At 73.9% G+C, this 20662-nt stretch carries 21 protein-coding genes; 9 read left to right on the top strand and 12 right to left on the bottom strand.

What is annotated here, in order from left to right:
* Positions 1 to 171 precede the first annotated feature (171 nt).
* Both ACZ5GT_RS23750 and ACZ5GT_RS23745 read left to right on the top strand, forming a co-directional pair.
* A complete protein-coding gene (locus ACZ5GT_RS23750; protein WP_469029252.1) occupies positions 172 to 1002 on the top strand; it encodes a PP2C family protein-serine/threonine phosphatase in 831 nt (276 codons plus the stop codon).
* Between the two features lie 50 nt (positions 1003 to 1052).
* Entirely contained in the window at positions 1053 to 2039 is a 987-nt protein-coding gene (locus ACZ5GT_RS23745; protein ID WP_469029247.1) for an MASE1 domain-containing protein, read from the top strand.
* Positions 2040 to 2048: 9 nt separating this feature from the next.
* Here the strand turns inward: ACZ5GT_RS23745 and ACZ5GT_RS23740 are convergent, their stop codons facing one another.
* Genes ACZ5GT_RS23740 through ACZ5GT_RS23730 form a run of 3 tightly spaced genes read right to left on the bottom strand, consistent with a single transcriptional unit; the run spans position 2049 to position 3218 of the window.
* A complete protein-coding gene (locus ACZ5GT_RS23740; protein WP_469029242.1) occupies positions 2049 to 2522 on the bottom strand; it encodes a hypothetical protein in 474 nt (157 codons plus the stop codon).
* A 40-nt stretch (positions 2523 to 2562) separates the two neighbouring features.
* Positions 2563 to 2778, bottom strand: coding sequence for a hypothetical protein (locus ACZ5GT_RS23735; RefSeq protein WP_469029238.1), 216 nt, complete (start codon positions 2776 to 2778; stop codon positions 2563 to 2565).
* Positions 2779 to 2819: 41 nt separating this feature from the next.
* Positions 2820 to 3218, bottom strand: a complete 399-nt coding sequence (locus ACZ5GT_RS23730) for a hypothetical protein (protein WP_469029234.1) — start codon at positions 3216 to 3218, stop codon at positions 2820 to 2822.
* Positions 3219 to 3400: 182 nt separating this feature from the next.
* Between ACZ5GT_RS23730 and ACZ5GT_RS23725 the strand changes: the two genes are divergently transcribed.
* On the top strand, positions 3401 to 4645 hold the full coding sequence (locus ACZ5GT_RS23725; protein ID WP_469029229.1) for a cytochrome P450 family protein: 1245 nt from the start codon (positions 3401 to 3403) through the stop codon (positions 4643 to 4645).
* Here ACZ5GT_RS23725 and ACZ5GT_RS23720 read toward each other — a convergent pair whose 3' ends face one another.
* Genes ACZ5GT_RS23720 through ACZ5GT_RS23700 form a run of 5 tightly spaced genes read right to left on the bottom strand, consistent with a single transcriptional unit; the run spans position 4646 to position 8868 of the window.
* Positions 4646 to 5992, bottom strand: a complete 1347-nt coding sequence (locus tag ACZ5GT_RS23720; RefSeq protein ID WP_469029267.1) for a cytochrome P450 — start codon at positions 5990 to 5992, stop codon at positions 4646 to 4648.
* Positions 5993 to 6049: 57 nt separating this feature from the next.
* Positions 6050 to 6685 carry a GTP-binding protein gene (locus ACZ5GT_RS23715; RefSeq protein WP_469029224.1) on the bottom strand — a complete coding sequence of 212 codons (636 nt, stop codon included), beginning with the start codon at positions 6683 to 6685 and terminating at the stop codon, positions 6050 to 6052.
* Positions 6663 to 7019, bottom strand: a complete 357-nt coding sequence (locus ACZ5GT_RS23710; protein ID WP_469029218.1) for a DUF742 domain-containing protein — start codon at positions 7017 to 7019, stop codon at positions 6663 to 6665. Before ACZ5GT_RS23710 ends, ACZ5GT_RS23715 begins: the two co-directional genes overlap by 23 nt.
* A complete protein-coding gene (locus ACZ5GT_RS23705; RefSeq protein WP_469029212.1) occupies positions 7016 to 7429 on the bottom strand; it encodes a roadblock/LC7 domain-containing protein in 414 nt (137 codons plus the stop codon). The genes ACZ5GT_RS23710 and ACZ5GT_RS23705 overlap by 4 nt, the downstream gene beginning before the upstream one ends.
* Positions 7426 to 8868: an ATP-binding protein gene (locus ACZ5GT_RS23700; RefSeq protein WP_469029209.1), complete on the bottom strand. Its 1443-nt coding sequence runs from the start codon at positions 8866 to 8868 to the stop codon at positions 7426 to 7428. The genes ACZ5GT_RS23705 and ACZ5GT_RS23700 overlap by 4 nt, the downstream gene beginning before the upstream one ends.
* Before the next feature lie 380 nt (positions 8869 to 9248).
* On the opposite strand from ACZ5GT_RS23700, the gene ACZ5GT_RS23695 reads away from it, so the two are divergent.
* The gene (locus ACZ5GT_RS23695; protein WP_469029204.1) at positions 9249 to 10160 is read left to right on the top strand and encodes a helix-turn-helix domain-containing protein; all 912 of its coding nucleotides are present in this window, start codon (positions 9249 to 9251) and stop codon (positions 10158 to 10160) included.
* On the opposite strand, the gene ACZ5GT_RS23690 is transcribed toward ACZ5GT_RS23695, so the two are convergent.
* From ACZ5GT_RS23690 to ACZ5GT_RS23680, 3 genes are all read right to left on the bottom strand, one after another.
* A complete protein-coding gene (locus ACZ5GT_RS23690; RefSeq protein ID WP_469029199.1) occupies positions 10096 to 11184 on the bottom strand; it encodes a lysylphosphatidylglycerol synthase transmembrane domain-containing protein in 1089 nt (362 codons plus the stop codon). The two genes, ACZ5GT_RS23695 and ACZ5GT_RS23690, sit on opposite strands and share 65 nt — an antisense overlap.
* A gap of 259 nt (positions 11185 to 11443) precedes the next feature.
* On the bottom strand, positions 11444 to 13576 hold the full coding sequence (gene ftsH / locus ACZ5GT_RS23685) for an ATP-dependent zinc metalloprotease FtsH (protein ID WP_469029193.1): 2133 nt from the start codon (positions 13574 to 13576) through the stop codon (positions 11444 to 11446).
* A gap of 125 nt (positions 13577 to 13701) precedes the next feature.
* Positions 13702 to 14193 carry an HIT family protein gene (locus ACZ5GT_RS23680; RefSeq protein ID WP_469029187.1) on the bottom strand — a complete coding sequence of 164 codons (492 nt, stop codon included), beginning with the start codon at positions 14191 to 14193 and terminating at the stop codon, positions 13702 to 13704.
* Positions 14194 to 14462: 269 nt separating this feature from the next.
* Between ACZ5GT_RS23680 and ACZ5GT_RS23675 the strand changes: the two genes are divergently transcribed.
* Complete coding sequence (locus ACZ5GT_RS23675) at positions 14463 to 15356, top strand: LAETG motif-containing sortase-dependent surface protein (RefSeq protein ID WP_469029182.1); 894 nt, start codon at positions 14463 to 14465, stop codon at positions 15354 to 15356.
* 246 nt (positions 15357 to 15602) lie between these two features.
* Here the strand turns inward: ACZ5GT_RS23675 and ACZ5GT_RS23670 are convergent, their stop codons facing one another.
* Complete coding sequence (locus ACZ5GT_RS23670) at positions 15603 to 16088, bottom strand: SPW repeat protein (protein WP_469029179.1); 486 nt, start codon at positions 16086 to 16088, stop codon at positions 15603 to 15605.
* Positions 16089 to 16210: 122 nt separating this feature from the next.
* On the opposite strand from ACZ5GT_RS23670, the gene ACZ5GT_RS23665 reads away from it, so the two are divergent.
* From ACZ5GT_RS23665 to ACZ5GT_RS23650, 4 genes are all read left to right on the top strand, one after another.
* Complete coding sequence (locus ACZ5GT_RS23665) at positions 16211 to 17167, top strand: GlxA family transcriptional regulator (protein WP_469029176.1); 957 nt, start codon at positions 16211 to 16213, stop codon at positions 17165 to 17167.
* Between the two features lie 153 nt (positions 17168 to 17320).
* The gene (gene gap / locus ACZ5GT_RS23660; protein ID WP_469029173.1) at positions 17321 to 18319 is read left to right on the top strand and encodes a type I glyceraldehyde-3-phosphate dehydrogenase; all 999 of its coding nucleotides are present in this window, start codon (positions 17321 to 17323) and stop codon (positions 18317 to 18319) included.
* Between the two features lie 305 nt (positions 18320 to 18624).
* Positions 18625 to 20004 carry a diacylglycerol/lipid kinase family protein gene (locus ACZ5GT_RS23655; RefSeq protein ID WP_469029167.1) on the top strand — a complete coding sequence of 460 codons (1380 nt, stop codon included), beginning with the start codon at positions 18625 to 18627 and terminating at the stop codon, positions 20002 to 20004.
* A complete protein-coding gene (locus ACZ5GT_RS23650) occupies positions 19997 to 20596 on the top strand; it encodes a phosphatase PAP2 family protein (protein ID WP_469029161.1) in 600 nt (199 codons plus the stop codon). The genes ACZ5GT_RS23655 and ACZ5GT_RS23650 overlap by 8 nt, the downstream gene beginning before the upstream one ends.
* Positions 20597 to 20662: the final 66 nt, after the last annotated feature.

Genomic DNA, 20662 nt, shown 5'->3' with positions numbered 1-20662 from the left:
GGTAGGAAAGGCCGCAGTTTGTCGTTTCCTTCTCCCTCTCCCCCCCCCCCCCCCCCCCCCCCCCCCCCCCCCCCCCCCCCCCCCCCCCCCCCCCCCGCGCCCTGTCGCCCGAAATGGTTAATATGAGGGAGTTTTACCCTGAAGGGGCTGATGCCCTCACCGGAGTGATCCATGTTCCGCACGCGCCCGACGGACGACGGGGACGAACTGCTGGCCAGGCTGTCCTCGCTGACTGCCCAGGCGCGCGAACTCGCGCAGCAGCAGCGCTCCCGCGTAGAGCTGGCCATCGCCCTGCAGCGTGGCATGCTGCCCCGGGACCTGCCCGAGGTCCCCGGCTACCGACTGGCCGTCCGCTACGCGCCGGCCTGCCACGGCCTCAACGTGGGCGGCGACTGGTACGACGCCTTCACCATGCCCGACGGCCGCATCGGGCTGTCCATCGGCGACGTGCAGGGCCACAACATCGAGGCGACCGCCTTCATGGGCCAGGTCCGGGTCGGCCTGCGGGCGCTCGCCTCCGTCACCGGCGAGCCGGGCGAACTGCTGGCCTGCACCAACGACCTGCTGCTGTCCCTCGGCACGGACCTGTTCGCCACCTGCACCTTCATGCGGCTCGACCCGGCGACGGGAGTCCTGGAGAGCGCGCGGGCCGGCCACATCCCCTACATCTGGGCCACGGCGGACGGCACGTCCGGGGTCGCCGAGACCCGGGGCGGCCCCCCGCTCGGCGTCCTGCCGGGGGTGCGGTACCCGGTGACCCGGCACCGGCTCACCACGGGCGGCGTCTTCATCATGCTCACCGACGGAGTGGTCGAGGGGCCCACCCTGAACCTCGACGAGGGCCTGGACCGGGTGGCGCGGCTCGCGGGCGTCGCCGCGGTCGCGGGGATGGACGCGGGCGCGCTCGCCGACGCCGTGCTGAAGGTGGCCGAGCGGGTGGGCCACGAGGACGACGCGGCCGTCCTGGTGGTCGGCCACGACCGGCCCTGCATTCAGCTGTAGGGCCCGGTGCGGGGCCTCTCGCCTCGCCCCGGCGCCGAGGACGGTGTCTGATGGCAACTGTGGTGACTACCCAGGATCTGCGGCGGACCGGTGCCTTCGTCCTCCAGACGCTGGCCGTGGCCGCCGCGTACTTCCTGGGCGGCCGGCTGGGGCTGCTGGGCCACCTCGCCGCCGCGCACGCGGTCGTCTCACCCGTCTGGCCCCCCACCGGCATCGCGGTGGCCTGCCTGCTGGTGCTCGGCCTGCGCTGCTGGCTCGGCATCGCCCTCGGCGCCTTCCTCGTCGTCGCGTCGGTCGCCCCCTCCGTGCAGCCCAGCATCCTCGGCACGGTGCTCGGCAGCACCGCCGCGCCGGTCTGCGCCTTCCTGCTGCTCCGTGGCGTCGGCTTCAACACCGACCTCGCCCACCTGCGGGACGGCCTGGAACTGGTGTTCCTGGGGGCGTTCGCCGCGATGACGATCAGCGCCACCAGCGGCGCCGTGCTCCTGCTGCTCACGGACAAGATCCCCGCGGGCGGTTTCTGGACCGTGTGGCTGGGATGGTGGGTGGGCGACGCCATGGGCGTCCTGATCGTCACCCCGGTCCTCCTCGCGCTGCGCAACACGCGATGGCCCATGGACATGTCCCGGTGGAGGGAGGCCGCCGGCACGGCCATCCTGGTCGGCGTTTTCGTGCCACTGTTCAGCTACCACCGCGTCAGCGTGCTGTTCCTCGTCTACCCGCTGCTGATCTGGACGGCCCTGCGGTTCCAGCTCATGGGCAGCATGCTGTGCGCCCTTTACACCTCCGTCATGACCACCGTCGCGGCGATGGACCAAAACGGCCCGTTCGCGCATCTGAGCCGGGTCGAGGTCCTGATCAAGCTCCAGCTGTTCAACGGCTCCATGGCCCTGACCGCCCTGCTCCTGTCCGCCGTGATCACCGAGCAGCGCAACACCAGGAAGTCGGTGGAACAGGCCTGCCGGGAACTGGTGACGGTGCTGGAGCACCTCACCGCGGGGGAGCCGCCGGAGGCCCGGCGGCCCGAGGAGGGCTGAGCCCGCCGGTCAGTCCCACAGGGGCAGGGTGACCGTCTGCCGGTAGATGTCCGGCCTGCCGCCGTGGTACTCGAGGGTCAGCCGGGTGAAGTGCCGGACGTGCGGACGCTTCTCCCAGGGCTCCGGGCGGCTGAGCCGGACGGTGACGCGATAGGAGTGGAAGGTGCCCGCCGCGCAGTAGGGCTTGCAGTCGTTGACCGCGTTCACGCCCTCGGCCGTCGCCGAGCCCGCCCCCCACCGGGACCAGCGCAGCCCGGTCAGGCGGCTGTTGCCGTCACCGCAGGCGAGCAGGAAGCCGGCGGGACGTACCCGGGGGTGCCGGAGGCAGTCGACCAACACGGGAAGCCGCGGCCGCTGCCGCGCGGCCTGCCCGGCCGACGCGCCCGCCGAGGCCGGCCCGGCGGCGGAGGGACCCGCTCCGGCCGCCGCCAGCGACGCCGCGCAGCACACCGCGACCGCCATGCACCGTCCGCGTACACGCATGACCCCTCCCGGTGACGCAGGCCGCTCCGTCCTCCCGACGCTACGGCCGGCCCCGTCGATCCACCACTCGAACGGCCCGCACCCACCGTGCGGCGCCGGCTTCGTCCCGCACGGCGGCGCTCGGCCGGCGGCGCAGGGCGTCGTCGCGGAAGACGTCGACCAGGGCGGCCGCGTCGGCCGGACGCCACGGTCGCAGGAGCAGGCCGGGAGCCGAATCCGTGGCGGGTGCTTCCAGGCGCTCTGTCGCCTTGTCCACGGGCGCAGTGTACGCAGCCGCGGGCCCGCGCGGGTCAGGCGTCAGGACGGGCAGCAGGTGCTGGTGGTCAGGCAGGTGCTCAGGGCCGCGTGCAGGCGTGCCGCGCTGGTCCATTCGCAGCCGCGGGACGGCGCTACGTGCCAGTGCGGGCCGGGGCCCGTGGTGCGATGCAGGGGCGGGACGACGACGTGCGAGCCCGAGGTCAGGACGGACACCGGGGCGAGGCTCCAGCCGGCTGCGGAGCCCGGCCGGATCAGCCAGTACAGGATGCGGCCGTAGCCGTCCGTGATCACGGCTCCCGTCTCGTCGCCCAGGTGTCGCAGCGCGTGCAGGCCCAGGCCGAGCGGTACCCGGACGGCGTCCCACCAGTAGCCGGCGGCCAGCAGCTTCGCCTCGGGACTGTCCCGCGGCATCCACCGTGGAGCCCAGCTGCCTGTCATCACCCTCACCGGTCCTCCCGTCCGACGTTCCGACCCTAGGGCCGGCGCGGTGCCGCCGACTTGCGGTCACGCGCACGGAAGTTGTGACGGTACGCAGCACGCACGGCCGGATCTCGTCCGGCCGTGCGACGGCGACATAGCGTTACCGGTCGTATCGGCGCAGGAACATCCAGGAGGCTGCGATGGGTCACCCCGACCCCTTAGTGATCGACCCGACGGGCCGGGACATCCACGGCGAGGCCGCCCGGATCCGCGAGCGCGGACCGGTGACCCCGGTCGAACTCCCCGACGGCGTCGCGGCGTGGGCCGTCAGCGACCCCGCCCTGCTCAGGCGCCTGCTCACCGACCCCCGTGTCTCCAAGGACCCGCGGCGCCACTGGAACAGCTGGATCAACGGCGAGATCGCCCCCGAGTGGCCGCTGTTCACCTGGGTGGCGGTGCAGAACATGTTCACCGCGTACGGCGGTGAGCACAAACGCCTGCGCGCCCTGGTCTCCAAGGCGTTCACCGCCCGCCGCACCGCCGCGCTCCAGCCCCGGATCGAGGAGATCACCCGGAACCTGCTGGACCGGGTGGAGCGGGCCGGGCGGGACGGGCGGGCCGTCGACCTGCGGGAGGAGTTCTGCTACCCGCTGCCGATCCAGGTGATCAGCGAGCTGTTCGGCCTGCCCGAGGACCAGGGCGCGGAACTGCGGGCCGTCGTGGACGGCATCTTCCACACCTCCGCCACCCCGGAGGAGGTCACCGACATCTACACCCGGTTCTACGCCGCGCTCGCCAAACTCGTCGCGCTCAAGCGGGAGTCGCCCGGCGACGACCTGACCACCGCCCTCATCGCGGCCCGCGACGACGAGGCCGGCACCCGCCTCAGCGAGCAGGAACTCCTCGACACCCTGGTGCTGATGGTCAGCGCGGGCCACGAGACCACGGTCAACCTCCTCGACAACGCCGTGCACGCCCTGCTCACCCACCCCGGCCAGCTCGCCCTCGTCCGCGACGGCCGCGCCTCCTGGGACGACGTGATCGAGGAGACGCTGCGCGTCGAGGCGCCGGTCGCCAGCCTGCCGCTGCGGTACGCCGTGGAGGACCTGGTGATGGAGGAGTTCGGCGGCCCCGCCGGTGCCGTGATCGGCAAGGGCGAGGCGATCCTGGCCGCGTACGCCGCCGCCGGACGCCACCCGGGCAGGTACGGCGACGACGCGGACCGCTTCGACGTCACCCGCGTCGACAAGGAGCACCTGTCCTTCGGGTACGGCGTGCACTTCTGCCTGGGCGCTCCGCTGGGACGGCTGGAGGCGCGGATCGCGCTGCCGGCGCTCTTCGACCGCTTCCCGGACCTGCGGCTCGCGGTGGACCGGGAGGAGCTGGAGCCGGTGGATTCCTTCATCTCCAACGGTCACCGCTCCCTCCCGGTGCACCTGCGCTGATCACTCCCCGCGCCACCAGCCCCGCAGCCGGGACCCCAGGCCGCGCCGCGCCCCGGCGGCGGCCGGAACGGCGGGGAGCGGAGCGGCGGGGGGCGGAGCGGCGGTGGCCGGCCCCGCGGGCGGTGCCGCCGCCACGGGGGTCCGCCGTGCGGGCGGCGGCCCGTCGCCCGCGTCCGGCCCGGTCACGGGGGCCGGCGGGAACGCCACGGGCAACGCGGCCAGCGCCCGGTGGAACGGGCCGGGCCGCCAGAGGAGATCCTCGGCGGGCACCGCGAGTTCGAGGTCGGGAAGGCGGTCCAGGAGCTTCTCCACCGCCGCCGCCGCGATCAGCCGGGCGGGACTCTGCGCCGGGCACGTGTGCGGGCCCGCGCTCCACGCCAGGTGGGCGCGGTTGCCCGTACGACGGTCGGTGGCCAGGGACGGGTCGTTGTTCGCCGCGGCGAACGAGACCACGATCGGCCGGCCCGGGCGCAGCGCCACGCCCTCGAACACCACGTCGTGCACCGGGTAGTGCACGCCGTAGTTGGCCATGGGCGGGTCGTGCCACAGCACCTCGTCGAGGGCGTCCTCCACCGGCAGGCTGCCGCCCGACAGGTCGCCGGCGAACCGGTCGTCGGACAGCAGCAGCCGCAGGCTGTTCGCGATCAGGTTCTGCTGGGGCTCGGTGCCCGCGCCCATGAGCAGGACGAGGGTGTGCACCATCTCCTCGTCGGTGAGTCCGGCGGGGTGCGCCAGCAGCCAGGACGTCACGTCCTGCCCGGGCTGCCGGCGTTTCAGCGTCACCAGTTCGAACAGGGTCGTGACGAGCAGTTCGTTCGCCTGCTCCGCGTCGACCCCGTCGAAGATGCCGGACATGCCCCGCACGAGCCGCTCGCCGTACTCGGCCGGGCAGCCGAACAGGTGGTTGAACACCAGCAGCGGCAGGACCTGGGAGTACTCGCCGAGGAGATCGGCCTTGCCGGCGGGCGCGAACCGGTCGATGAGGGTGTCGGCGCTGGTCTCGACGTATCCGCGCAGCGTGTTCGGCTCCACGCGGGCCAGGCTGTCCGTGATCGCGCCGCGCAGTCTGCGGTGCTCCGCGCCGTCGGTCCACAGCGCGTTCGGCCGGTACATCATCATCGGCACGACCGGGCTGTCGGCGGGGACCGTGCCGTCGGCCAGGTCCTGCCAGCGGCGGGGGTCCTTGGAGAAGGTCTCGGGGCTGCGCAGCACGTGCAGGGCGGCCTGGTAGCCGAGGACGAGCGACGCCTCGACGCCGGGCGCCAGTTCGACCGGGGCGATCGGACCGTACCGGCGCAGCCGCCGGTAGACGGCGGCCGGGTCGGCGGCGAACTCGGGCCCGTGCAGGGCCGCATGGGCGGGGCAGCCCGGCGGCGGGCCCGGCGGGCCGGGGTGGTTCGGGGCTCACACGTGCTCCAGTCGGCCGTCGGGGGCCCCGCTCGGGCGGAGCCGGGAAGCGGGGAGGGTCATCAGGTACTCGACGAGGGAGATCAGCGCCCGGGTGGAGGAGATCCGGTCGCGGGCGTCGCAGCGCACGAGCGGCGTCTCGGGCAGCAGGTCGAGGGCCTCGCGGACCTCGTGCAGTTCGTGCCGGGGGGCGCCGTCGAACTCGTTGAGGGCGACGGCGTAGGGGAGGCCGAGTTCCTCCAGCACGCCCATGACCTCGAAGGACTGGCTCAGCCGCCGGGTGTCGGCGAGCACCAGGGCCCCCAGCGCGCCGCGCGTCATGTCCTGCCACAGTTCTGTGAACCGCTGCTGGCCGGGGGTGCCGAAGAGGTAGAGCACCAGGTGGTCGTTGAGGGTGAGCCGGCCGAAGTCCAGGGCGACCGTGGTGGTCGTCTTGTCGTTCAGGCCGGCCAGGTCGTCGACGAGGGCACCCGCCTCGGTCATGACCTCCTCGGTGCGCAGCGGACGGATCTCGGAGAGCGCCCCGACGCAGGTGGTCTTGCCGACCGCGAAGTGACCCACGATCAGCACTTTGACGGCGGTCTGCACACCGGGCCGCAGATAGCGGTCTTCAGAGGCGGGCGCGGAGCCCATCGAGCACCTCCTGGAGGATGGTGAGGTCGGACGGCCGGGCGGCCGGGACCGGCGCGCGGGTGACGATGTGGCCGCTGTCCATGAGGTCGGCGATCAGCACCTTGGTGACGCTGACCGGCAGCGCCAGGTGGCCGGCCACCTCGGCGACGGACAGCGCCCCCGGCCGGCACAGCTCCATGAGCCGGCGTTTCTCCGGGTTCAGCCCGGCCAGCGGCAGATCGTCGGCGGCGATCAGCAGGGTGACCAGGTCCAGGGTGTTGCGGGTGGGATGGGCGCGGCCGTCCGTGACGACGTACGACCGCACCAGCCTGTCGGGGCGTCGCCGCGGGGTCATGCCGGACTGCCGGCGTCCTGTCGCGCGGGGCTGGTCAGCTCCTTGCCGAGCCGGTCGACCAGCTTGTGCATGCGGTAGGTGACGGCCTCCATGTCCACGTCCTGGGTGGTGGAGACCGCGAGGTAGGCCCCCTCGCCGGCGGCGACCAGGAAGACGTAGCCGTGCCCGAACTCGATGAGGGTCTGCCGCCACGGGGTGTGCGGGGTGCCGGTGAACTCGGCGGTGCTGCGGGATATGGACTGCACGCCGGACAGGCCCGCGGCGAGCCGCTCGGCGTCGTCCCGGCCGATGTCCTTGGAACAGGCGCGGAGCATGCCGTCGGCGGAGAGCAGGATCGCGTGCAGCGCCTCCGGCACCTTCAGCACGTCGTCCAGCATCCAGCCCAACTCGTTGTTGGTGGGCCCGGTCATTCGTGGGTGTTCCCTTCGTCTTCCTGGGTGGTGTGCCGGGCGTCCCGGCCGAAGCGGGTGCCGCGGGCGAAGGCGCCCATGCGCCGGGCGTGCTCCTCGGCGGAACGGCCGCCGGCCTCCGCCGCCGGAGCGGCCGGCGCGGCCGGGCGTCCGGCGTCGTCGGCGCGGACGGACCGGCGGCGGCGCTTGGGCAGGCCCCCGGAGGTGGTCGGCCGGGCGGGGTCGATGTCGGAGACCGGTGCGGCGCCGGGCACCGCCTCCCGGGCGGCCGTCGCGGCGGGCTCGGCCGTCGGGGTCCTCGCGGCCGATGCGGCCGTCGCTGCGGGCTCGGGGCGGGGCGCCGGGCCTGGGGCGGCCGCGGTCCCGGTCCCCGTCCCCGTCCCGGGCCCGGTGGTGCGGGTGGCCTGGGCGGCGGCGGTCACGGCGGGCCGCGGGACGGTGTCCGGGTGCGTCAGCAGCGCGGACGGCAGGAACACCACGGCACGGACACCGCCGTAGGGGGAGAGGGTGTCGGCGGAGACGCTGAAGCCGTAGCGCTCGGCGAGCACGCCGATCACGGCGAAGCCGAACCGCGGCGGGTCGCCGAGCCGCGTGACGTCCACCGGCCGTCCGCCGGAGAGCAGTTCGGCGGCGAGTTCGGTGGCCCGGCCGTCCATGCCCACCCCCGCGTCGTCGATCACCACGCAGGCTCCGTTGTGCACGCTCTGGAGGGTGACCTCGACGTTCGTGTTGGGCTGCGAGTGGCGTGCCGCGTTGTCGAGCAGTTCGGCGATGGCGAGCACGGCCGGTTCGACGGCGCGGCTCTCCACGGCGATGTCCACCTCGCCGTGGATGCGGACGCGCCGGTAGTCGCGGATCCGCGAGGTGGCGCCGCGGACCACCTCGACGAGCGCGGACGCGGCGCGCTGGCGGCCCGGCCAGGAGCCGCAGAGGACGGCGATGGCCTGCGCGCGGCGGCCGAACTGGGCGTTGGTGTGGTCGATCTCGAGCAGGTCGCGCAGCACGTCGGGGTGGTCGTGGCGGTCCTGCATCTCGGAGATGGACACCTGCTGCTCGTTGGCCAGGGCCTGGATGGAGCGCATGGACGCCTTCAGGGCGGCCTTCGCCGACTGGTCGGCGCGGGACCGGGCGTGCTCGACGGCCTGGGAGAAGCGGTCCAGGACGGCGTCGAGGCACTTCGCGAAGTCCGTGCCGTCCAGACGGGCGTCCAGCGGGCCGGCCGCGGGGGCCGGCCCGGGGGAGACGTCCTCGACGGCCGGCAGGCGGACCGTCACCAGGTGGCGCAGTTCCTCGTCGCGCGCCCGCAGGCCGTCCGACAGTTCGGCGTTCCGTCGACGCTGCAGCGCGGTGATGCCGCGCTGCCGCACCAGCAGCACGGTGACGGCGCACAGGCACAGGCCCAGGCACCACGACACCGCCTCCGCTATCTGTTCGGTCATGGAGTCCTCTGTGGCGGGCATGGGTATGGGTTGACATGCATGCGTTGACAGTCGCATGACGCTAGCGGCGCACCGGGCGGCGTACTTGCCGGTACGCGCACAGAAGTTGGCACCGGACGCATCGGCCCCGCCGGTCCCACCGAACGCATCGGACGCATCGGTCCCACGCCCAACTGCCCCCGCCCGACTTCCCTTTGGCATATGCCAATGTCCTTCCGGGGGTGCTTTCCGGGTGGGTAGTTGCACTAGGCTGCCGCCAAGTAACTCTCGGTATTCGCATGGGCCAGAGCTTTGCCTGTGCGTGTCGTCGCCACACGCCGCAACGGAGGGGTGCGTTGCCCGCGGGAAGCTACGTCGTGGAAGAGCAGACCACGGTTGACGTGGGTGCACAGGAGAGGGCCGACTTCTGGAGCGAGCACATAGCGTCGTACCAGTCCCGGATGGGCTATCGGTACGCGCGGCTCGACGACTTCCACGGGGAGACGGTCCGCCAGCGCAGCAACAACTACCAGCTGGTCAGGTACCGCTCGGACCAGATCGAGTACCACCGCACCCTCCAGCAGATACGGCAGGACCCCGACGAGGACTACCGCTTCCTCATTCCGCTCAGCGGGCGGATCGTGATGCGCTACGACGGCGAGCAGGCGGTCGTCGGGCCGGGCGCCGGCACGCTGCTCAACTTCCAGACGCCCTTCCAGTGCCTGCAGGACGCCTCCGTCCGGGCGTTCATCTTCACCATCCCCGCACGCGAGATCGACGGACGGCTCAGCCGGACGTCGCCGACGGCCGCCGGTGTCGACCTGACCAAGGGTCTGGGCCGGGTGGTGAATTCCGTGCTGAACGACATGTACGAGGAGCGGTACTCGCTCACCGACCCGGAGTTCGACGCCGTGGCCGACCGCGTCGTCGACCTGCTGTGCATGCTCGTGGTGGGCGACGAGCGCCCCGAGGCGCCGGGGCATCTGGCCGAGGTGGAGGCGATGGTGCGCCGCTACGTCCGCGCCCACGCCGCCGAGCCCGGGCTCACCGGTACCTCCATGGCCCACGCGCTCGGCTGGTCACTGCGCCAGATTCAGCTGGCCCTGCAGCGGGCGGGCACCACTCCGCGTGACCTGATACGCGAGGAGCGCCTGCGGCTGGTCCGCGATCGTCTTCAGTGCGGCAGCTGCGCCCACATGACGATCACGGAACTGGCCTACGCCACGGGCTTCTCCTCCGCCAGCGCGCTCAGCACGGCGTTCCGCCGGCGCTTCGGGGTGAGCCCCCGGGAGATGCGCTTCGGACCGCGCTGACCCCGCCGCCCGCCGGACCGTGCGGGTTCTGCAGGGTCAGGCGGAGCCAGCTCGCCCAGCCGATCGGCTGCGGCATCCAGAAGCTGACGATGCGGTACAGCAGCGCCGCCGCGATCGCCTGGTCGGCGCGCAGTCCCTGGACGACGAGCAGCGTGCCGAGGCTGGCCTCGGCGATGCCGACGCTGCCCGGAGTCAGGCGCAGACTGATGGAGATCTGGGTCAGTCCGTAGGCGACGAGGATGCCCCGCCACGGTACGTCGATGTCCAGGGCCCACAGGCAGGCGGTGAGGGCGGCGGCGTCGCACACCCAGTTCAGCGACGCCAGGGCGAACGGGCGGGCCCAGTGCCGCAGGCCGGGCTGGATGCTCTCGGCCTGGTGCAGGACCTCGGACAGCAGTTTCCCGAGCCGACGCCAGGCCGGCCGGTTCCCGGCGACGCGGTTCCCGGCGTGCCGCAGCACGCTGCGCGTGGCGGACGAGCGGGTGAGCACGACGGCCGCCACGGTCACGGTGGCCAGCACCGCCGCCGACACGAGGATGACGGAGCGCAGTCCCGGGGCCGGACCGGCGGGGTCCGCCACCAGCGCGCCCACGGCCAGCAGCAACGCGAGGGTCAGCGCGGACAGGGCGCCGGACACGGCCAGCATGGCGACGCCGAGCGCCAGGCCGATCTGCCGACGGCGCAGCTGGCGGATCGCCCACGCCACGGACAGGGCGGAGCCGGCCGGGATGACACCGGCCATCGCGTTGGCCGCGAGCACGAAGGCCGTCATGGTGCCCAGGCCGGGCCGCACCACGGCCCGGCGCAGCAGCCACCTCTGCAGGGACGCGAGCGCGAGGAACGACGCCGCCTCCAGCGCCGCGGCCACCGTCAGCTTCACGGGGCTGACGTGGGTCAGGAGTTCGGAGGCGCCGGTCAGTTCGTGGCGGTGCGAGGCGGCCGCCACCGCGGCGAGGGCGACGAACGCGGCCAGCCCGCCCCACCAGGCCCACACCTGCCACCGCGGCCGCCCGGCCGACGGCACGGCCCCGGGTGGTCGGGCCGACGCCGGGCCAGGGGTGTCCGGCGGCTCCGGACACCGTCCCGTCTCGTCGCCCGGCACCTTCATCGTCCCTGTGGTGCGCAGCGAACAGGCGGTGGACGCAGCGGCCGGCTCCCGGCGGCCGGTACATGCGGTGGCGGCGCCTCGTGCCGGGCTGCGCCCACGACCTCCGTCGGCCGTCGGCGCCGTACGGCCCCCGGGCGCATCCCGCCACCGCCGGGGCCGGGGAGGCCGGGGCGGGTCATGGCGCGGCCTTCGGCGGGGGGCCGGGGTGGTCCCGGGCCGGGCCGGGGGTGGGTTCGGCGTGCGCCGCCCGCCCCCGGGCGGGCGGCGCGGGCGCCGCCGTGTCGGCCGGACGGCCGGGCCGGCTCGCGCCCGGCGTGGGCGTGGGCTCGGCCGGCGGGCGGCCGCTCCGATGCGCGGCCGCCTCCTTGGTCACGGACACGCGGCGGGGCGCGATGGTCTCGCCCGCGGGACGCGCACTCGGGGCCTCGGTGCCCAGCAGCCGGTAGACGGCTGAGCCGTCGACGGTCTCCTCGACCAGCAGCACGTCCGCCAACTGCCTCAGCTGCGCGCGGTGTTCCGTCAGCAGCTCGACGGCCCGCCGTTCGGCCTCGCGCAGCAGCCGGGCCACCTCGCCGTCGATGGCGGCCTGGGTGGCCTCCGCGAAGGGGCGGCTGCTCATGGGCGTGCCCGAGCCGCCGAGGAAGACCGAGCCGCCCTGCGGGTACCCCACGGGGCCGACCTCGGGCGACAGCCCGAACTCGCGCACCATCTTGGTGGCCAGCTCGGTGGCTCCCGCGAGGTCGTTGGCGGCCCCGGTGGATCCCTGGCCGAGCACGACCAGCTCGGCGGCGCGTCCGCCCAGCCGTACCGCGAGGGTCTGCGTGAGGTAGTCCTCGCCGTACAAGTGGCGCTCCACCAGCGGCAGTTGCTCGGTGACGCCGAGTGCCTGGCCGGCGGGCAGGATGGTGACCTTGGCGACCGGGTCCGCGCTCGGGGACAGCGCGGCGACCAGGGCGTGCCCGGCCTCGTGGACGGCGACGGCCTCCTTCTCCGCGGGCAGCAGGACGTTCGAGCCCTCGCGGCGGCCGAGCAGGATCCGGTCCCGGGCCGCGTCGAAGTCCCGGGCGGAGAGGATCTCCCGGCCGTCGCGCACGGCGAAGATGGCGGCTTCGTTGGCGAGGTTCGCGAGGTCGGCGCCGGAGAAGCCGGGCGTGCCGCGCGCCACCACCTCCAGGTCGGTGTCCGGCCCGAGCCGCTTGTCCTCGCAGTGGACGGCGAGGATCGCGGCGCGCTCGGCCAGGGTGGGCAGCGGGATCACGGTCTGGCGGTCGAAGCGCCCGGGCCGCAGCAGCGCGGGGTCGAGGATCTCCGGCCGGTTGGTGGCGGCCAGCACGACGATGCCCTCGGACGCCTCGAACCCGTCCATCTCGGACAGGAGTTGGTTGAGGGTCTGCTCGCGCTCGTCGTTGGAGACGACCGAGCCGGCCGCGGCGCGCCGGCCGCCGAGCGCGTCGATCTCGTCGACGAAGACGATCGCGGGGGCGCGCTTGCGGGCCTCGGCGAACAGGTCCCGCACACGGGCGGCGCCGACACCAACGTACATCTCGACGAAGCTCGATCCGGCCACCGACAGGAACGGCACGTCCGCCTCGCCCGCGACCGCGCGCGCCAGGAGTGTCTTGCCGGTGCCGGGCGGGCCGACCATCAGCACACCGCGCGGTGCCATGGCCCCGGCGCGGCGGTAGCGCTCGGGCCGCCGCAGGAAGTCGACGACCTCGGCGATCTCGGCCTTGGCGCCCTCGTAGCCCGCGACGTCCGCGAACGTGGTGCTGGGCCGCTCCGCGTCGAACACCTTCGCCTTGGACTTGCCGACCCCGCCGAGCGCCCCGGTCATCTGCGCGGCCCCGCCCTTCGACAGGCGGCGCCAGAACCAGATGATCAGCAGGAACGGGCCCAGCAGCAGGATCCAGGACAGCAGCTGGGAGCCGAACGACGGCGAGGAGGACGGCTGGGACGCGGTGACCTCGACCTTCTTCTTCTCCAGCCGGTTCAGCAGCTGGTCACCGGCGAGCTGCACCGGGACGACGGTGGTGAAGCTGTCGCCGTCGGTGAGGGTGCCGCTGGCCTTGCCGTCGCTGTCGATCGTGACGGACTTGACCTTGCCGTGGTCGACGTCGCCGACGAACTGCGTGTAGGTCAGGTTCGTCTTCTCCGACCGGATCGAGCCGAGCTGCGGCAGCGCCACCCACATCCCGATGACGAGGATGATCGCGAGCGGCCACAGCCAGTGCCGCCAGGCAGGCGGAGGCGGCGGCGCGGTCGGCGTCGGCCGGTCGCCGGGCGGCGGTGACTGGGCCTGCTTGCTCATCGAGGACTCCGTACGGTGTGGGACACGCCCGGCCTCCACTCTCCCGCCCACCTCGCACCCCGCAGTAGGGACCTTCCGTCCTCAGCCATGGGGCCACCATTCCTTTGGGGCCTCGGACGTTCTCCTCAGACGGCCGTGAGCCGGTCCAGCTCCTCGCGGATGGCGCCCCGCAGGGCGTCGTGCCGGGGGCCGAGCGCGTAGCGGGCCTCTCGCCACCGCTCCGGCGGGTACAGCCATACGGGCCTGCCCGCCAGCTCGGCCGGCTCCCAGGCGAAGCGCGGCCACACGTGGGCGTGCAGGAACGGATCGGTGTTCCCCAGGATCTCCAGGTTGACGCGGCGGAAGGCGGGGTCCAGGCGGGCGCAGACGCGTTCGACCGCCTCGCCGAGCCGGTCCATGTCGGAGAGGAAGGCCGACCGCCTGGGCCGGGGGAGGTCCGAGAGCCGCTGTACCGCCGGATCGTCCACCAGGAGCACCGAGTAGCCCGGCAGGAACTGGACGTCCCCGATCACCGCGAACCCGGCGTCCAGCCTCCGCAGCACCGTCGGATTCGTGCCGCGGAGCGCGCTGCCGATCCGGTCCCTGCGCCAGTCGTCCCTGTGCCGGTCGTCGCTCATGGAGGTGATCTTGCCACCCGTCCGGCCCGTGGTGGAACAGCTTCCGCAAGTGCTGGACTGGTGCAGGATTGACGGGAGTTGTGAAAGGTGACAAGAATTCAGCTCGCTTCGCCGTGACTCCACTGAGCGAAGCGACGTGAGTGATTCGGTCGCGCTGCCCCGCCATGGTCGGCCCGCGCCCGCCACCACGCATGCCACCTCCCACACCCCCATTTCTTCAGAGGCATACTTTGTCGCGTACGCAACAATCAAGGACCGCTGCCGCCGTCGTGGCGACCGCCTTCGCCGCCGCCGTCGTGCCCATCGCCGGAGCGGGCACGGCGAGCGCCACCACGGGCGCGGAGTGCCAGTCCGCCACGGTCCAGTACCGGATCGTCGGCGCCGACGGGAACGTCGTCGGAGCGGACTGGACCTCGCAGGGCGGATTCCACGCCTGGGACACCGTGCCCGGGACCGTCGAGGTCCGCCTGGCCCCGGGCCAGAACGTGGCCGAGGACTGCAAGTACCCCGTGTCCCTCGCCGAATACACCACCGAGGGTCCCGACTGGTTCACCTCCGGCCACCAGACCCTGGTCGACAAGGCCACCGTCTACCTCGGCGCCGCGGACGTCGCGAGCGGCGACGCCAAGCGCACCTGGCAGAAGCTGACCGTCAAGTCGCCCACCTGCTACGGCCAGATAGACCTGTACGGCGACGACGTCAGCTACGACGGCAAGACGGGCGAGGGCCACGGCCCGGCCCCCTACCAGCCCGGCAACGTCGTCACGCCGTACCACCTCATCGCGGCCTGGAACGGCGGCGAGAAGGCGTGCACCCCGGAAACCCCCGAAACCCCGGTAACGCCCGACTCGCCCACCCCGTCCGAGACGGCGCCGAGCACGCCCGCGACGCCCACCACCCCCGCGGACAGCACGCCCCCCGCCGAGACGACCACGCCGGCCACCCCCGCGCCGTCCACCACTCCGCCCACCGACTCCGACGTGCCGCCGATGGAGTCGAACCCGCCCGCCACGCCGAAGCCGTCGCCCAGCGACAGCGGGCCGCCGCTGGCCGAGACGGGCTCCAGCGCGCCCGTCGGCCCGATCGCCGGGGGCGCGGCCGTGGTGGTCGCCCTCGGAGCCGGCGCGCTCTTCATGTCCCGCCGCGCGCGCCGCTCCTCCTGACGCGGCGCCCGCGAGGGCTGCCCTCCGCGCCGTAGTACGGCCGGACACCTCCGCCTCCGTGGCCGGCACCCGTGTGCCCGGCCACGGAGGTCCGCGGCCCTCACCCGCTCCCGCGTCCCCGCGCACGACAGCCCGCCCGGCGCCCGTGACCGGGCTCATGGCATGTCCGTGCACGGGTGCGCCCGGCCGCCGCGGTCCGGCGGCCGGGCGCGAACGGTCCGGCGGGGCGATCAGCCGATCAGCCGATCAGTCGTTGTCCGAGGCGTAGGGCCTCGACCTGCTCCGCCGTGTCCCGCTCGACTCCGCGGCCCGGACCGCCGCGCTGGCGGCCAGCGCCAGCAGCAGGGCCACCGCACCCGTGATGACGTTGCTCATGATCGTCTTGGTGGTGCTGGCGTTGCCGGCCACCACCCAGGGCGCCACGATGGTCCACACACCCAGGGCGCAGGCCGCCCAGGCCATGCTGTGGGTGCGTTCGTAGGCACGGCCGAACCCGCTCATCGTCAGCGCGTAGCCGATGCCGACCAGAAGGTTGGTGACGGCCAGCGTCGTGATGCCGTTGAAGCCGACGATCCAGGGAGACGCTGCGAGGTACAGGCCGGTGAGAAGTGCCAGCGACTCGACGGCCTGCCCCCGGGGCGTGCTGGTGGTGCGCTCGGCCATCTCGTGACGGAGCCGCATGTCGACGATGTCGGGATGCGTCTCCATCGATGACCTGGGAGATGTTGCCATGATGCTCACCTCTGAAGGGTGACAATGTGTGTGCATGACCACGGGTATCCCGGCAGGCCCGTCCGAACCGCCGTTCCCGGCGGCGACAGGGCGGGCCGCCGGGTCCTCGTACCCTGGTCGGCGTGTCAGCCAGCCGTCTCCACCGTGTCGCCGTCCTCGTCCTCGAAGGGGCGAAACCGCTCGACGTCGGCATCCCCGCGCAGGTGTTCACGACGCGCAGGAGCATGCCGTACGAGGTGAAGGTGTGCGGCGCGGCGCCCGGCCCGGTGACCGGAGGGGACGGGCTGTCGTACTACGTCGCCGACGGTCTCGACGCGCTGGAGTGGGCCGACATCGTCTTCGTCCCCGGCTACCGGTTCCCCGACCGCGACGACCCGCCGCGGGACGTCGTCGACGCGCTGATCGCCGCACACGGGCGCGGGGCACGGCTCGCCGCCATCTCGACCGGCGCCTTCGCGCTCGCCGCCACCGGCCTGCTCGACGGCCGGCGCGCCACGACGCACTGGCACTACGCGCGGGCACTGGCGGCGCGCCACCCCCTGGTCAAGGTCGACGAGAACGTGCTGTTCGTCGACGAGGGCAGCGTCCTCACGTCCGCCGGCGCCGCCTCGGGCATCGACCTGTGCCTGCACATCCTGCGCCGCGACCTGGGCGTGGCCGCCTCCAACCATGCCGCCAGACGCCTGGTCGCCGCCCCCTACCGCAGCGGCGGCCAGGCGCAGTACGTGCCGCGCAGCGTGCCCGAGCCGCTGGGCGAGCGGTTCGCCGCCACCCGCGAGTGGGCGCTGCACCGGCTCGGCGAGCCCCTCACCCTGGAGTCGCTGGCCCGGCACGCGGCGGTGTCGCCACGCACGTTCTCCCGGCGGTTCGCCGAGGACACCGGGTACACGCCGATGCAGTGGGTCATGCGCGCCCGCATCGACCTGGCACGCGAGCTGCTGGAGCGCTCGGAGCGGAGCGTGGAGCAGATCGCCGCCGACGTCGGTCTCGGTACCGGCGCCAACCTGCGACTGCACTTCCAGCGCATCCTCGGCACCACCCCCAGCGAGTACCGGCGCACCTTCACCCAGGGCGAGTAGCCCGGCGGCCCGCCCCGCGCCGCCGGGGTGGCCCGCGCCCTCCGGCGCCCCGCGCAGCCGGGTGGCGAGATCCTTGCGAACCATGGCGATCACGCCGCTGTCCCGCGCGGGCGCCGCGCGCGAGCCTGGTGGCGAAACGAAGGGACACCATTCATGACTCGCATCGCCATCAACGGATTCGGCCGCATCGGACGCAACGTGCTGCGCGCCCTGCTCGAGCGCGACAGCGCCCTCGAGGTCGTCGCGGTCAACGACCTCACGGAGCCCGCCGCCCTCGCGCGCCTGCTCGCGTTCGACACCACGTCCGGCCGCCTCGGCCGCCCGGTGAGCGTCGACGGGGACGTCCTGGTGGTCGACGGCCGGCGCATCAAGGTGCTCGCCGAACGCGAGCCGGCCCAGCTGCCGTGGGCGGAACTCGGCGTCGACATCGTCCTGGAGGCGACCGGCCGCTTCACGTCGGCCAAGGCCGCCCGCGCCCACATCGACGCGGGCGCGAAGAAGGTGCTGGTCGGCGCCCCGTCCGACGGCGCCGACGTCACCCTCGCGTTCGGCGTCAACACCGACGCCTACGACCCCGAGCTGCACACCATCGTCTCCAACGCCTCCTGCACGACCAACGCGCTGGCGCCCCTGGCCTCGGTGCTCGACCGGCTCGCCGGCATCGAGCACGGCTTCATGACCACGGTGCACGCCTACACGCAGGAGCAGAACCTGCAGGACGGCCCGCACCGCGACCCCCGCCGCGCCCGCGCCGCCGGCGTCAACATCGTGCCGACCACGACCGGCGCCGCCAAGGCGATCGGCCTGGTGCTGCCCGGCCTCGACGGCAAGCTGTCCGGCGACTCGATCCGCGTGCCGGTGCCGGTCGGCTCGATCGTCGAACTCAACACGACCGTCGCCCGCGACGTCACGCGCGACGAGGTGCTCGCCGCGTACCGCGCCGCCGCCGAGGGGCCGCTCGCCGGCGTCCTCGAGTACTCCGACGACCCGCTGGTGTCGTCCGACATCACCGGCAACCCGGCCTCGTCGATCTTCGACTCGGCCCTCACCCGCGTCGACGGCCGCCACGTGAAGGTGGTCGCCTGGTACGACAACGAGTGGGGCTTCTCCAACCGCGTCATCGACACCCTGGAGCTCCTCTCCGCCCGCTGACGGACCCGCCGGCACCCGCCCGGCGCCCCCGCGGCCGGCGACGCCACACCGGCCGGCCGCGGCCCCTGGATTCCCGGTGCTCCCGGCCGTTTGGCCCGGGCGGTACCGGGAATCCGCGCGTTCGGCGGTGCGAGCGCGCCGGGGACCGTGGCGCGGGGTCGTGGTTCCGGCGCTCCGGGCCGCGTGAGATCGTGGTGCTCGGCGACGACCATGGGGAGGTGCAGGGCGGATCCCGGTCCACGCGGGCAGACCGGCGGCGCCGCGCACGCGGCACGACGGACGCGCGGGGCACCGTCCGACGCATCATGAACGCGACCCGGACTTCGAGTCAGATGGAGCCGGACGGCTCCGGCACGCACACGGCATCGGCGCGCGCGCTGGCCCGGCTCGCCCTGCTGTGCCTGGCCGGTGCCGTCGCGGCCGTGGTGGCCGGGGCGGGACAGTGGCTGATCCTCCTGCTCGGCCTGGCCGGACTGGCGCTGGCCGGTGCGGGCCTGTGGTGGGCGCTGGCACACCGCGGGCCGGTGCGCCTGCTCGGCGCGTTGCTGGCACTGGCCTCACCGGTGGGCGTGCTGGTGCTGTACGCGGTGTCCGGACTGTGGGTCGTCGCCTTCAGCGCGGTTCTGGCCTGGGTGGCGGCGCTGGCCTGCGCCCGCGGCGCGCTGCGCCGGCTGCGCACACCGCACGGGATGCACTCCCGCTCGGTCCGCCCGCCCCGCAGACCGGTGCTCATCATGAACCCCAGGTCGGGTGACGGCAAGGTCGGCCGGTTCCGGCTGGTGGAGCGGGCGGAGGCACTGGGCGCCCGGGTGATCCTGCTCGACCTCGACGACGACCCGGACCCGGTGGCACTGGCGCGGCAGGCGGTGGCCGAGGGCGCCGACCTGCTCGGCGTGGCCGGCGGCGACGGCACGCAGGCCCTGGTGGCGGCGGTGGCCGCCGAGCACGGTCTGCCGTTCCTCGTCGTGTCCGCCGGGACCCGCAACCACTTCGCCATGGACCTGGGCCTGGACCGGGAGAACCCGGCCCGGTGCCTGGACGCCCTCAGGGACGGGGTGGAGCTGCTGGTGGACCTGGGCGACGTGGCCGGACGGCCGTTCGTCAACACGGTGTCGTTCGGGACGTACGCGGAGATCGTGCAGAGCCCCGAGTACCGCGAGGCCAAGGCGGCGACCGCGCTCGGCCAGCTGCCCGACCTGCTCGGCGGTGAGGCCGGTACGGTGCTGCACGTGCGGGCGGACGAGGAGCGGCTGAAGGTGCCGCAGACGCTGCTGGTCAGCAACAACCCCTACGCGCGGGCCGACCCGCTGGGCGGCGGACGCAGGCCGCGGCTGGACGGGGGCCGGCTCGGTGTGATCGCGGTCTGCGTCGAGAGCGCGGCGCAGGCCGCCGAACTGGCCCTGCGCGGTGAGCGGGCCAGCAGCGTGACCTCGCTGACGGCGCGCCGCGTGGTCGTGGAGGCCGAGGCCGAGCTGATACCGGTGGCCGTCGACGGCGAAGCGCTCACCCTGCCCCCGCCCGTGGTGTGCACGATCCGGCCCGGCGTGCTGCGGATGCGGGTGCCCCGGCACCGCCCCGGCGCGCCCTACGTCGCACCGTCGGTGGACTGGCGCCGTGTCGTCCGTCTCGCGCTCGGCCGAACCCCCCTGCCCCTCCGGAAGAACCAGGAACAGACCGATGACTGACAGCCGCCCGCAGGTCCACCGGGCAGGGCACCGCCTGCTGCGCGACCTCGGCGCCCTGGACCAGGCGCTCTACGAGGCCGTGACGGTCACCGAGACACCCACCCTCGACTCCGCCCTGCGGCGTCTGTCCGCGGCGGCGGACCACTCCAAGATCTCGTTCGTGGTCGCCGCGACGATGGCGCTGTTCCCCGGCCGGCCGCGCCGCGCCGCCGCGCTCGGTCTCGCGGCCGTCGGCGTCGCCTCGGCGACGGCCAACCTGCTCGGCAAACGGCTCGTGCGCAGGCGCCGCCCGCACCGCGCCGAGGACTCGCCGTTCCCGGGGCGGCACGTGCCGATGCCGGCGTCCGCGTCCTTCCCGTCGGGCCACACCGCCTCGGCCGTCGCGTTCGCGGCGGCCGTGGGACCGGCCTTCCCGGTCGTCTCCGTGCCGTTCGGCCTGCTGGCCTGCGCGGTGGGCTACTCCCGCGTCCACACCGGCGTCCACTATCCGGGTGACGTCATCGCCGGCGCGGTCCTGGGCACCGGGGCGGCGGCCGTGGTCCTGGCCGCCGCCCGCCACGAGGTGCACGGGCGACTCACCGCCGGCCGGTGACCCGGGCCGCCTCCCGGCCGCCTCCCGGCCGCCTCCTGGCCCCCGCCCGTCGGCCTGCGCCGGTGC

It is taken from the genome of Streptomyces sp. NPDC031340 (assembly GCF_055569945.1).
This window is presented reverse-complemented; position numbering and strand designations above follow the sequence as displayed.

Excerpts from the sequence above, each read along its gene's own strand:
- ACZ5GT_RS23745 (WP_469029247.1), top strand. The coding sequence starts at position 1,053 with ATGGCAACTGTGGTGACTACCCAGGATCTGCGGCGGACCGGTGCCTTC.
- ACZ5GT_RS23715 (WP_469029224.1), bottom strand. The coding sequence starts at position 6,685 with ATGGGCTCCGCGCCCGCCTCTGAAGACCGCTATCTGCGGCCCGGTGTG.
- ACZ5GT_RS23740 (WP_469029242.1), bottom strand. The coding sequence starts at position 2,522 with ATGCGTGTACGCGGACGGTGCATGGCGGTCGCGGTGTGCTGCGCGGCG.
- ACZ5GT_RS23750 (WP_469029252.1), top strand. The coding sequence starts at position 172 with ATGTTCCGCACGCGCCCGACGGACGACGGGGACGAACTGCTGGCCAGG.
- ACZ5GT_RS23700 (WP_469029209.1), bottom strand. The coding sequence starts at position 8,868 with ATGACCGAACAGATAGCGGAGGCGGTGTCGTGGTGCCTGGGCCTGTGC.
- ACZ5GT_RS23710 (WP_469029218.1), bottom strand. The coding sequence starts at position 7,019 with ATGACCCCGCGGCGACGCCCCGACAGGCTGGTGCGGTCGTACGTCGTC.
- ACZ5GT_RS23670 (WP_469029179.1), bottom strand. The coding sequence starts at position 16,088 with ATGGCAACATCTCCCAGGTCATCGATGGAGACGCATCCCGACATCGTC.
- ACZ5GT_RS23705 (WP_469029212.1), bottom strand. The coding sequence starts at position 7,429 with ATGACCGGGCCCACCAACAACGAGTTGGGCTGGATGCTGGACGACGTG.
- ftsH (WP_469029193.1), bottom strand. The coding sequence starts at position 13,576 with ATGAGCAAGCAGGCCCAGTCACCGCCGCCCGGCGACCGGCCGACGCCG.
- gap (WP_469029173.1), top strand. The coding sequence starts at position 17,321 with ATGACTCGCATCGCCATCAACGGATTCGGCCGCATCGGACGCAACGTG.
- ACZ5GT_RS23655 (WP_469029167.1), top strand. The coding sequence starts at position 18,625 with ATGAACGCGACCCGGACTTCGAGTCAGATGGAGCCGGACGGCTCCGGC.
- ACZ5GT_RS23730 (WP_469029234.1), bottom strand. The coding sequence starts at position 3,218 with ATGACAGGCAGCTGGGCTCCACGGTGGATGCCGCGGGACAGTCCCGAG.
- ACZ5GT_RS23725 (WP_469029229.1), top strand. The coding sequence starts at position 3,401 with ATGGGTCACCCCGACCCCTTAGTGATCGACCCGACGGGCCGGGACATC.
- ACZ5GT_RS23680 (WP_469029187.1), bottom strand. The coding sequence starts at position 14,193 with ATGAGCGACGACCGGCACAGGGACGACTGGCGCAGGGACCGGATCGGC.
- ACZ5GT_RS23650 (WP_469029161.1), top strand. The coding sequence starts at position 19,997 with ATGACTGACAGCCGCCCGCAGGTCCACCGGGCAGGGCACCGCCTGCTG.